Source organism: Pseudomonas sp. GZD-222, assembly GCF_049310525.1.
Classification (GTDB): domain Bacteria; phylum Pseudomonadota; class Gammaproteobacteria; order Pseudomonadales; family Pseudomonadaceae; genus Aquipseudomonas.
The window spans coordinates 112,692-124,073 of the sequence record NZ_JBMOWO010000078.1 but is presented as its reverse complement, the minus strand read 5'-3'; the positions used below and the strand labels follow the sequence as shown (position 1 = coordinate 124,073).

At 62.5% G+C, this 11,382-nt stretch carries 11 protein-coding genes; 2 read left to right on the top strand and 9 right to left on the bottom strand.

Annotation, left to right across the window (positions count from 1 at the left end; translation table 11 throughout):
* Positions 1-21 precede the first annotated feature (21 nt).
* From ACO6VD_RS15040 to ACO6VD_RS15020, 5 genes are read right to left on the bottom strand one after another with little or no spacing between them, the layout of a single operon-like run.
* The gene (locus ACO6VD_RS15040; protein WP_422420127.1) at positions 22-813 is read right to left on the bottom strand and encodes a molecular chaperone; all 792 of its coding nucleotides are present in this window, start codon (positions 811-813) and stop codon (positions 22-24) included.
* A 41-nt stretch (positions 814-854) separates the two neighbouring features.
* Complete coding sequence (locus tag ACO6VD_RS15035; RefSeq protein ID WP_422420125.1) at positions 855-1,358, bottom strand: spore coat U domain-containing protein; 504 nt, start codon at positions 1,356-1,358, stop codon at positions 855-857.
* A 3-nt stretch (positions 1,359-1,361) separates the two neighbouring features.
* Complete coding sequence (locus ACO6VD_RS15030) at positions 1,362-1,895, bottom strand: spore coat U domain-containing protein (RefSeq protein WP_422420124.1); 534 nt, start codon at positions 1,893-1,895, stop codon at positions 1,362-1,364.
* A 17-nt stretch (positions 1,896-1,912) separates the two neighbouring features.
* Entirely contained in the window at positions 1,913-2,443 is a 531-nt protein-coding gene (locus ACO6VD_RS15025) for a spore coat U domain-containing protein (protein WP_422420122.1), read from the bottom strand.
* A 35-nt stretch (positions 2,444-2,478) separates the two neighbouring features.
* On the bottom strand, positions 2,479-2,937 hold the full coding sequence (locus tag ACO6VD_RS15020) for a spore coat U domain-containing protein (protein ID WP_422420250.1): 459 nt from the start codon (positions 2,935-2,937) through the stop codon (positions 2,479-2,481).
* 281 nt (positions 2,938-3,218) lie between these two features.
* On the opposite strand from ACO6VD_RS15020, the gene zapE reads away from it, so the two are divergent.
* Positions 3,219-4,331 carry a cell division protein ZapE gene (zapE, locus tag ACO6VD_RS15015; RefSeq protein ID WP_422420120.1) on the top strand — a complete coding sequence of 371 codons (1,113 nt, stop codon included), beginning with the start codon at positions 3,219-3,221 and terminating at the stop codon, positions 4,329-4,331.
* On the opposite strand, the gene ACO6VD_RS15010 is transcribed toward zapE, so the two are convergent.
* Positions 4,332-6,221, bottom strand: a complete 1,890-nt coding sequence (locus tag ACO6VD_RS15010; RefSeq protein WP_422420119.1) for a propionyl-CoA synthetase — start codon at positions 6,219-6,221, stop codon at positions 4,332-4,334.
* A 210-nt stretch (positions 6,222-6,431) separates the two neighbouring features.
* Here ACO6VD_RS15010 and ACO6VD_RS15005 point away from each other — a divergent pair, with 210 nt between their 5' ends.
* Positions 6,432-7,751, top strand: a complete 1,320-nt coding sequence (locus tag ACO6VD_RS15005; protein WP_422420118.1) for a protein kinase — start codon at positions 6,432-6,434, stop codon at positions 7,749-7,751.
* Positions 7,752-7,778: 27 nt separating this feature from the next.
* On the opposite strand, the gene ACO6VD_RS15000 is transcribed toward ACO6VD_RS15005, so the two are convergent.
* The 3 genes from ACO6VD_RS15000 to ACO6VD_RS14990 all read right to left on the bottom strand — a co-directional run bounded on the left by ACO6VD_RS15000 (position 7,779) and on the right by ACO6VD_RS14990 (position 11,311).
* Positions 7,779-8,486, bottom strand: coding sequence for a YebC/PmpR family DNA-binding transcriptional regulator (locus ACO6VD_RS15000; RefSeq protein WP_422420116.1), 708 nt, complete (start codon positions 8,484-8,486; stop codon positions 7,779-7,781).
* A gap of 96 nt (positions 8,487-8,582) precedes the next feature.
* Positions 8,583-9,974 (bottom strand): FAD-dependent oxidoreductase, encoded by a 1,392-nt coding sequence (locus ACO6VD_RS14995; protein ID WP_422420114.1) that lies wholly within the window; start codon positions 9,972-9,974, stop codon positions 8,583-8,585.
* Positions 9,975-9,994: 20 nt separating this feature from the next.
* On the bottom strand, positions 9,995-11,311 hold the full coding sequence (locus ACO6VD_RS14990) for an MFS transporter (RefSeq protein ID WP_400174219.1): 1,317 nt from the start codon (positions 11,309-11,311) through the stop codon (positions 9,995-9,997).
* Between the last annotated feature and the right edge of the window lie 71 nt (positions 11,312-11,382).

The window sequence follows — 11,382 nt, the reverse complement described above, 5'->3', positions numbered from 1 at the left end:
CGCTGCCGTGCTACTGAACGCTCATTGGCCCTGGCTCAGGGTCTGTGCCGGCTCCTGACCATTGATCCGACCCTTGAGCACCGAGGCCGCCGTCATCGTTTGCGGCAGCGGCCAGCGCATACTGGCGCCGGGCAGCACATAGCCGAGCAGGCCTTCTACCAACGGGCGAGATTGTCCGCCTTGTTGCAGGACGACATCGGTCAGACGCGCATGCACAGGTCCCGTGTTGCGAATTTCCACATAGGGCCGGCCTTGTACCGAGACCTGGCGCCAGCTCAGTGCCGGCTTGCCGACAGTCGCCAAATCGCGCTGGCCTGTGGCGTCCGCTTTACCCCACAGACCTTGGCCGTAGACAAACAAAGGCACCGAGTAGCGCATCTGGAAGCGAATCGCCGCTTGCGGCTTGTCGATGTCGGGAGCCTCGGGCAAGGCTGGGGGAATCTCATCGATGATGATCCGGTAGGCTTGCTCCTGGCCGACCGGTGAAGCGCCGGTGCGGGTCAGGCGGATCAACTGCTTTTGCCCCGGGGCGATATTTGCCACCGGTGGGCTGCCGATAATCTCGCGTTGCGCCTGGTACTGGTCGTCGTAGTCACCCTGACGCCAGGCGAACACCCGCACTTGCAGGTTGGCCGGCGCCGTCCCGCGGTTTTCCAGCCACAGCGCGCCGGCTTTCTGCTCGGCCTCAAGCACCGGATCGATCGGCCAGATCAATACCGAAGTGGCCGCCTGCAGCGGTACAGCGAACAGCACAGCCAATGCGCAACTGGCCCACTTGATCATCCGCTGTGAGTTGCCCGCACTTGCCCTCATCCACAGTCTCCTTGGTTGTCGAATACACCGGGTGAGTCCACTCACCAGGTCAGCACCACTTGCACCACATCGGTGTAGTTGCCGGCAGGCACGCTACCGGTCAACTGTGCCCGGGCGTACACCGGCAGCTTGATTGAATTGGCATCGCTGTAGGTCACGGTGACGGTCTGATCGATGTCCAGGCTCTGGCTGAAGCCGGCGTCGCGAAACAGTTGATAGGCCACCAACTGCGAACCTGTACTGCGTTTGAGATTGCGGCTGCCGCTGCTGGTGTTCTGCCCGGCGCCGATGCGCATGCTCAGCGTCACCCCCGGCGTACACTGCAGGGTCACGCTGGCGCCACTGAGTGCAGTGCTGACCGGGCCGCTGGCGAGCGCCGAGTAACTGCCAAAATCGAGGTTGCCGTAATTGCTTACCCCGCCGACCACCAGGCACCCCGCCACCACTTGGGCGCTGACCTGAAAGGTACTGCTGAGCGCCGCCGATAACGGCGCAGGCGCTGTCCAGGCGAGTACCGCCAATAGCCCATACCACGAACGGGACACGCCTCAGAAGCTCAGCTCGACGCTTACCGTGTCGGTATAGGCCCCGGCCGGCAAGCCGGCCTTGCCTTTGGCCAGACCATACAGGTTGACCGTCTGCGCCACGCCCGTGCTGGTCGGCAAGGTGATCGTGCCGTTGATCGCCAGTGGTTGGGAATGCCCTGAATCGGTATAGAAGTCATACGGCACAAAGTTGCCAGATCCATCGGCCAACGCCCGGGTACCGCCGGGGGACTGGGCGTCGTGGCTGCCCGCGCCGATCTTCACGACGGGTATTGTGCCGCTGGAGCAGAGAATGCTCATTGCCCCGCCAGCACCGCCCAGCACCTGCCCTTGAGCCTGGGTGAACAGGGCGTCCACGGTGCCGAAATTCAGCGTACCGAAGTTCAGACCGCTGCTACCGGTAGAACCGTTGACCTGACAGCTGGCGGTCAGGACCAGGGTGGCGCTTATCTGTCCGGTGACGCTCGCCGCCTGGGTTTGCGAGCACAGGGCCAGGCCGACGCCGGCAAAGATGAAGCGAGAAATGTAAGGCTGCATGAGTCACTCCTTGCGTGTTACCAGTCCAGGGTCACCATCAGGGTGTCGCGATAAATGCCGGCCGGCAGCGCCTTGGGATGGGCCACCAGCGCACCGTAAATGGGTATCGGAATCTGCGCCGCGCTGCTGATGGTGAAATTGCGCTGCTGGCCGATGCCATAGCGGGCACTGCCCGAGGGATCGAGCGACAATTCATAGGGGATCAACTCGCGGCCATTGCTCAAACGGCGATTGGCGCCATCGCCATGGGCGCCGCCATTGATGCTCACGGTAAAGGCCCGCACCGAGGGATTGCAGCGCACTTGCAGGCGGCCATCGGTGCCCTCTTCATCCAGGTGCGAACGCAGCGGGCTGGTCCAGCTCGGGCCCTGGCTGCCGAAATCCAGCACCCCTGCCCCCGGGGTGGCAACGGCGCCGCCGGGATCGCCGCTGATCTGGCAGGCAGCGCTGATCACCAGTTGCGCCTGGATATGCCCGCTTACACCGGCGAAAGCGTCGGGGCTCACCAGTAATAGCGGGCCAATACTCAACAACAGGACTTTATTCATGCTGCCAGTTCCTTTAGCAGGCAATGCAGTGACCTTCACCAGGTGACGGTGACCTTGAGCAAATCCGAATAACGACCGACCGCTGGCACCTGGGCCAGGCTGTCGATACGGGCATACAGCGGAAGGTCCACAGAACCGCTGGAGGGCACCCGTGCATGCTGTACGACATTGACCGGCAGCGGCACACGCCAGGCCGGGTCTTGATATATGCGATAAGGAATCGGTCGAGCCGAAGGCTGGGCGCTGGTCAGGTAACGCACTTCGCCGACACCGCCGTGCTGGCCGCCGTCGACCTGCACTTGGTAAGTAGTGTCGGGGTTACATTCAAGACGCGGTGGCCGCTGACTCAGTAACTGGCTGGTCTTGGGGCCGGTCGGATCGTCCAGTCGTGCGGTAGCGCCGAAGTCGAGGACACCCAGTGCTTGTGCGCCGGCCTCACGGGGCTGATGAATCAGCACGCAGCCACGCTGCACTTCGACTCTGACTTCAACCATGAATTGGGCAGCAACTGAACTGTCAACGATGATCAGCCCAAGCAGTGCGGCCAGAGAGCATCCTTTCACCGGCTTATCCTTTAACGCAGGATTTATCTGAGCTTGAGGGTAGCAGCGGAGACAAAAGCTGCCAGCCCACAGAGAAACGTACAGTTCCTGTACAACATTTTGCGGCGCTTTGCCGGCTTGGCAGAACGCTGGCAGCCCCAACGCATATTGGTTAAATTAGTCGCGCTTGCTCAAGCTGGTCCTTGAGTGCCGAAAGCCTCAAGGAGCCCCGTTTGCCTGCCCTGCCGCCTTCCTGGATACGCTCACCGCTGCGCGCCCTGCGTCAACGTCTTGGGCCTGCAGTGCGCGACGAGGGCGAGCTTGCTGATACCGTTCGTCAGCATTTTCGTCACAAGGCCGTCGCACAGGGGTACACCTTGAGCCCGGCTCAGTTGCAGGTCATTGAACACATGACCACTCAGGCCGCGCGGCTTGCAAGCGGCCAGGCCCGCAGCCTGTATCTGCATGGCAAGGTCGGGCGAGGCAAGAGCTGGCTACTCAACGGTTTCTTTCAGGCCCTGCCCCAGACACACAAACGCCGTGTGCACTTTCATGACTTCTTCGCGCACCTGCACCAAGGCATGTTCGAACACCGTCACCAGGACGATGCCCTGGCCTGTACCCTCGATCAGTTGCTGCAGGACTGCCAGGTACTGTGCTTCGATGAATTCCATGTGCACGACATTGGCGACGCGATGCTCATCACCCGCCTGTTCCAGGCCTTGTTTGCCAGGCGCATCTTTGTCTTGGTGACCTCCAACTACGCCCCCGAAGGCCTGCTGCCCAACCCGCTCTACCACCAGCGTTTCGAAGCGGTTATCCGCTTGATCCACAGCCAGATGCAGGTGCTGGAAGTCGGCGGTGACCAGGATTATCGTGCGCTGCCGAATGCCGCCGGCCAACAGCGGTTCACCCAGGGGCATTACCTCTGGCCTGGTATTCCTGAGCAGAGAGAGTCTTTAAGCTTGCCGGCGTTTGCCGACGCCTCGCTGGCGCTGCAGGTAGGCAAGCGCCAGTTGCAGGCGCGGCTCATCCAGCACGATAAGGTGGGGTTTGATTTTGCCCAGCTCTGCGAACAACCCACCGCTGTCATCGACTACCTGGAACTGGCCCGGCGCTTTGATCACTGGATCATCGATGGCCTGCCGCGCCTGGACGCGTGCTCGATTGCCGAGCAGCAGCGTTTTATCAATCTGGTGGATGTGCTCTATGACCAGGATAAGCATTTGGTGTTGATCGGTGCCGCACCGCTGGACGAAAGTCTGCAGGGTACGGCAGCCGATCTGGCACGAACGCGCAGCCGTCTTGGGCAATTGCGTCAAACCAATATTCCGCTCCTACAGTAATCAACCGACGCGGGCGAAGCTGGCCAGCACCGCTTCGATTTCACCGAGCACCGCCGGATCATCCAGGGTCGAGGGCGGCGTGTACGCTTGCTGGTCAGCGATCTTGCGCAGCACCGCGCGCAAGATCTTGCCCGAACGGGTCTTGGGCAAACGCTTGACCACCCGCACCTGGTTGAAGCATGCCAGCGCACCGATCTGTTCGCGCACACTGGCCACCAGTTCGCTCTGCAAGGCAGCCTCGTTGATACCCTGGCCGTCCTTGAGCACCACCAGGGCCAGAGGCACCTGGCCCTTGATCTCGTCATGCACACCAATCACCGCACACTCGGCCACCGCCGGATGCCGGGCAACCAGGTCTTCCATTTCGCCGGTGGACAGGCGATGTCCGGAGACGTTGATGACGTCATCGGTGCGCCCCATGATGTAGACGAAACCATCGTCATCCAGGTAGCCGCCGTCGCCAGTGTGGTAGTAACCCGGATAGGCCGTGAGGTAGGCGTCCAGATAGCGCTGGTGGTCGCCCCAGAGTGTCTGGCTGCACCCCGGTGGCAATGGCAGGGCAATGACAATGGCGCCTTGCTGGTTGGCACCGAGCAGTTGGCCGTCATCGTCCAGCACGCGCACGTGATAACCCGGCACCGCACGGTTGCTTGACCCTGGTCGCGCCGCGCTACCCTCTAGCCCCACGCAGGGCGCGGTCACCGGCCAGCCGGTTTCGGTTTGCCACCAGTGGTCGTGAACGGTTTTGCCGCTGATCGCCTCCAGCCATTGATGGGTACTGGAATCGAGCTTCTCGCCGGCCAGGAACAGCTGGCGCAGGGAGCTCAGGTCATAACGGCGCAGCAGCTCACCCTCAGGGTCTTCCTTGCGGATTGCGCGCATGGCGGTCGGCGCGCAGAACAGACCATTGACCCGGTACTGCTCGACCACCCGCCAGTAGGCGCCCGCGTCCGGGGTGCGAATCGGCTTGCCCTCGTAGAACACTGTGGTGCAGCCATTCATCAGCGGCCCGTAAACAATCAGCGAGTGGCCGACCACCCAGCCGACATCGGAAATCCCCCACCACACATCACCGGCCTGCATGCCGTAGATATGGCGCATGGCAAAGCCCAGGGCCACGGCATTGCCGCCGTTTTCACGAACGATGCCCTTGGGTTTGCCGGTGGTACCAGAGGTGTACATGATGTACAGCGGGTCGGCCGCCGCCAGCTCCACCGGTGCTACCGGGCGGGCATCGGCCACGGCGGCCTGCCAGTCGAGGTCGCGACCTGCCAGCAGCGTTGCCGGGGCCTGGGGCCGCTGCAGCACCAGCACCTGGCGCGGTTGATGGCGAGCCAGCTGCAAGGCGCGATCCACCAGCGGCTTGTATTCGATTACCCGATCGAACTCCAGGCCGCACGAAGCCGTCAGCAGCAAGGTCGGGCGGGCATCGTCGATACGCAGGGCCAGTTCGTTGGCGGCAAAGCCGCCGAACACCACCGAATGCACGGCGCCGATACGGGCGCAGGCGAGCATGGCCATGGCAGCCTGAGGCACCATGGGCATGTAGATGATCACCCCGTCACCCTTCTGCACGCCAAGCTCGCGCAACAGCCCGGCCAGGCGCGCGACTTCGTCGCGCAACTGCACATAGGTGAACGATTGCTGGCTGCCGGTTACCGGCGAGTCGTAGATCAGCGCGGTTTGCTCACCACGCCCCTGTTCGATCTGATGATCCAGGGCCAGGTAGCAGCTGTTGAGGCGGCCGTCGGCAAACCACTGGTGGGTGCCATCGGCGTTTTCACTGAGGGGCTGCTGTGGCTTGCGGTACCAGGCCAGGCGTTCGGCCTGTTCGGCCCAGAACGTGGCTGGATCGGCGATGGAATGGGCGTAGCTGTGCTGATAAGTCATCGATACTGAACCCTGAACTTGTTGTTATTTAAAAGGGCGAGTGTCGAGTATGGACCCACGTGACGAGGCTGCCATATGACTTAAGTCTCATCGGATGTGCACAAATGCATGCCCCGGTCCCCCAATGGTCGTCTGGCGCTCAAGTCACCTGCTGCGGACCGATTCCGCTATCATGGCGACCGCTTTTTTTACCGGACCCGCGTTCTCCTCATGCATACCCTCACCGACCTCAAGATGGGCCGACTGGCAGGCATTACCCGGCTCAATCTGAGCGACGCGCTTGAACACTTCCCACGAGAAATTTTCAACCTGGCCGACAGCCTGGAAGTCCTCGACTTGAGCGGCAACCGCCTGAGCGCACTGCCTGAGGACCTGGGACGCCTGCACCGGCTCAAGGTGCTGTTCTGCTCGGGCAACCGCTTTACCCACGTACCTGAAGGTGTCGGCCAGTGCCCTGCGCTGGAAGTCGTGGGTTTCAAGAGCAACCGTATTGAACAGCTCAGCCCCACCGCCTTGCCCAAGCGTCTGCGCGCATTGATCTTGACGGACAACTGCCTCACGGCGCTGCCCGAGGCACTGGGCGACTGTGCGGACCTGCAAAAGATCATGCTCGCCGGAAACCGCTTAGAGTCGCTGCCCGCCAGCCTTGCGCGCTGCCAGAAACTTGAACTGATGCGCATCGCCGTCAACCAGTTGCAGGCGTTACCGGACTGGTTGCTGCAGATGCCGCGCCTGGCCTGGCTGGCGTATGCCGGCAACCCGCTGCCGGCGCCCTTCTGCGCGCCTGCTGATCCCGGACATTGCCCACGCATCGATTGGCAGCATGTACGCCTGGCCCAGGTACTGGGCCAGGGTGCCTCCGGCGTGATCCATCAGGCCCGCTGGCGGGAGCAGGATGATCCGGTGGCGGTCAAAGTGTACAAAGGGCAGATGACCAGCGATGGCTCACCCCTCAATGAGATGGCCGCCTGCATCGCTGCTGGCGACCATCGGCAACTGGTGCGTCTGGCCGGGCGTATCGACAACCATCCCGAGCAACTGCCGGCGTTGGTGATGCAACTGATCGACCCGAGCTGGTTCAACCTGGCCGGGCCACCGAGCCTGGACTCTTGCACCCGCGACACGTACCCGCCTGAACGGCGCCTGAGCCTGTCATCGGTCAGACGTCTGGCAAGTGCCATTGCCTCGGTGGGTGCGCATTTGCACGGGCATGGCATCACGCACGGCGACCTGTATGCGCACAACATTCTGTGTGACCCAGAGGGCGACTGCTTGCTGGGCGACTTTGGTGCAGCATCGTTCTTTGCGCAGGATGGCAGCACTGCAGCGGCAGCCTTGCAACGGATCGAAGTGTTGGCGTTTGGGGTGTTGCTGGGGGAATTGCTTGAATGCTGCGAGGAGGACTGCGAGGAATTGCGTGTGGTGCAGCACTTGTGCATGCGGCCTGACGTGATGCGGCGGCCCGCGTTTGCGGCGATCAGTGCGCAAATCGCGGGTCAAGCACACTCCCACCTGTGGGAGCGGGCTTGACCCGCGATGAGGTCTTGAAGCCTTATATCAGCCCGCCAGACCTACATAAACGTTCTGCACATCATCGTTGTCATCGATAGCCGTCAGGAAGGCTTCGACTTCAGCCATCTGCTCATCGCTCAAGCCGCTGACCGGGTTCTTCGGGGTGTAGCCGATTTTCGCCGAAACAACGGTGAAACCTTGGGCAGGCAGTGCCTTCTGCACAGCATCAAGGTCGGTGGTGTCGGTGATGAACAGGGTCGAGCCCTCTTCTTCACCTTCTGCGAAGTCCTGGGCGCCGGCTTCGATGGCGGCCATTTCCGGGTCGGCGTCGGCCTCATTCGGCGTGGCTTCGATCAAGCCCACGTGGTTGAAGTCCCAGGCCACCGAGCCGGAAGCACCCAGCTGACCTTTGCGGAACAGCACACGGATTTGCGCCACGGTACGGTTGACGTTGTCGGTCAGGCACTCGACGATCAGTGGCACCTGGTGCGGGGCGAAACCTTCGTAGGTCACCGCGTTGTAGTTGACCGCATCACCATCAAGCCCAGCACCCTTGCGGATCGCCCGCTCCAGGGTCTCACGGGTCATCGAGGCCTTTTTCGCCTGCTCGACCGCCAGACGCAGGCGTGGGTTCATGTCCGGGTCAGCGCCAGCTTTCGCGGCGATCTGGATCTCTTTGGACAGCTTGCCCATGATCTTGCCCTTGGCATTGGCAGCTGTTTCTCTATGCTTGGCTTTCCACTGTGCGCCCATCTCGACTCTCTTTGTTTCAGGTGCCGGTTCAGGTAGCGACCGGCAAAGTGGGTGCAGTTTATACATCCTCGTGGTGGCAATCGACAAAAAAACTGTTCAGGCCTTGTCGGCTTTACCGGCGGCCGCAGCAAAGCGGGCCAGGCGCACGTCCAGATGGCGCGGGCGATGCCCGCGGTCTTCGGCCTGCTCCTTGCGACGAATGGCATTGCGCACCATCAACGAACCCAGGTAACGGATCGGCTCTGGCGGGAAATAGCCCAGCGGGCCATTGACCAGCGGTGAACGGGTCCATTCGTTGTCCAGCCCCAGGGCCAGCGACGACAGGATTTGCCCACCCATATGACAAGGGCCAACGCCGCTGCCTGAATAGCCGAAACCGTAGAACACATTGCCCTCGGCCCCCAGGCGGCCGAAGAACGGCAAGCCGGTTACCGATCGGTCCGACGGGCCGTTCCAGGTGGCCGCCACCGGCACCTGGGCCAAGGCCGGGAAGAACTCGCCGAGGCTCTGGCGCAACAGCGCCTCATAGGGCGACGGCTGGTCGAACACCGGCAGCATGCGCCCACCGTAGGCAAAGGTGTTGCCACCCTTGCCGAGCATCAGCCGGCCATCACTGGTGTTGTGGTAGTAGTGCACGAAGATCCGCGAATCGAGGACGCTGATGCCGCTGGTCAAGCCGATCTGGCGCAGCAGCTCCGGCTGCGGCTCGGTAATGATCATGTCGCTGGAGACAATCGCCACACTGCGTTCGAACTGCGGGAACGCCCGTGCCATCCAGGCATTCAGGCCGAGCACCACACGTGCCGCGCGTACGGTGCCACCCGTGGTTTCCACGCCGGCCTGCGGCCCTTCCTGCAAACCGGTCATGGCCGTGCCTTCATGGATGCGCACGCCCTTTTGCAAAGCGATCCGGCGCAGACCGCGCACCAGCTTGCCCGGCTGTACCGTGGCTGCAGCGGGCGAGAACCAGCCTTCCAGGTGCCGGGCCGAGCCCGCCAGGCGCTGCACCTGGTCCACCGGCAAGCGCTGGAACGAGTTGATGCCCTGACGTTCCAGCGCGGCAATCACGCCATCGGTGCTGCCCATCTGGGCGCGGTTGGTGGCGGTGTACAAGGTGCCGTCCAGACGGTAGTCAGCATCGATGCCATGCGCCTGGCAGAATTCGCCGATGGCATAAATGCTCTGCTCCGACGCCTTGACCAGGCGCACCGCCTCCTGCATCCCGAACAGCCGTTCGAGGGTGAAGTACTTGGCCGACCACGACAACGCACAACCGCCATTGCGCCCACTGGCCCCGGCACCGCAGATGTCGGCTTCGATCAGCACGACATCCAGTGCCGGGTTCTGCTCCTTGAGCATCAGCGCTGTCCACAGGCCCGTGTAGCCACCGCCGACGATACAGACATCGCAGTGAGTGTCAGCGGCGAGCGCCGGGCAGGCGGGTTGATCTTCCTGATCCAGTGCCTGTTGCAGCCAGAAGGGTCTCATGGTCGGTTTCCTTTAAGGTTTCAGGTACGCAGCGGTTTGATCGCCATGGCGGTGTTCGGGGCAACGGCCGGGGTATGCGCAGCCGTCGCCGGCCGGCTGTTCCAGTGCGGTACCAGCACCAGCGCCGAGAACAGGGCGCAGCCGGCAAACACGATGAACACCGTGACACCGTCGAAGTAACCCGGCAGCAGGCCACCGAGGATCGCGCCTACCGACCCACAGCCGTTGACGAAGCCGGCCGCGGTGGCGCCGGCCTTGGCGCTGCCGAAGTCGATGGCCGCCGCACCGCTGATCATCGAGTCGGGGCCGTACAGGGTCAGGCCCATGACGAACAGCAAAGCCACCACCAGGATCACGCTGCCGGTCTGCATCGCGCCCATAAACAGCGCCAGCACGACCGTGAGCACCAGCAGACTGATTACACAGGCCGGCATGCGCCGGGCGCCGAACAGCTTGTCCGAAGCCAGACCGATCAGAATCGGCCCGAGCAAGCCGGCCAGTTCGAAGGCCGTGGGGATGATCGCTGCACCGACTTTGCCCACCGAAGGCATCTGCTCGAAGACCATCACCGGCCCCCACAACAGAATCGCGTAGCGCGCCGGCTTGAGCATGAAGTACGCCAGGCCCAGAGTCAGAACCGTACGGTTACGCAGGATTTCGCGTAGCGGTGCCCAGACGCTGCAGATCGTGGCACCGGGCACCATGCTTTCCGGTTCCGGCTCCACCGCAGGCAGGCCGACGTCTTCAGGTTTGTTGCGTTGCAGAAAGAAGAACAGCACAGCCACCAGCGCCACCACCGCGGCACTGGAAAAGAACGCCGCATGCCAGCTGCCGATCAGGGTGTACGCCCACCAGCCAGCAAACGGCGAAGCAACCAGGCCGCCGAAGGCATAGCAGGAACTCCACAGCCCCAGCACCCGTCCGCGCTGCGACGACGGAAAGAAGCTGCCGATGTTCTTGCACAACCCCGCCCAACCCGTGGACTGGGCCAGGCCCTGGACCAGCATGCAGGTCGCGAAAATCGGGAACGTTGCGTAGCTGCCCATCACCAACGCAGCCGCCGCAGAAATGATCAGGCCACCGAGTACCACCACCCGAGGTCCGAAACGGTCGGCGAGCATGCCCCAGGTGAACTGACCTACGGCATAGGCCGCCAGGTAGATGGCGTCGAGGTTGGCCATGGCCATTTTATCGAGGGTAAAACTGGGGTCTTCGCCAATGCCCAACTTGGCTACGGAGAAGGCTTTGCGGGTGAAATAGAACGCGGCGTAGGCAATCCAGGTAACGGCAAAGATCTGCACGCGCCAACGCTTTATATCTGCAATGTGTTTGTTCATGGTGACTCTGACCTCGGAGCTTGAGTGTGCCGGCAGAATTTTGAAAAACGCCTGTCTTGTTGTTGTGTTGC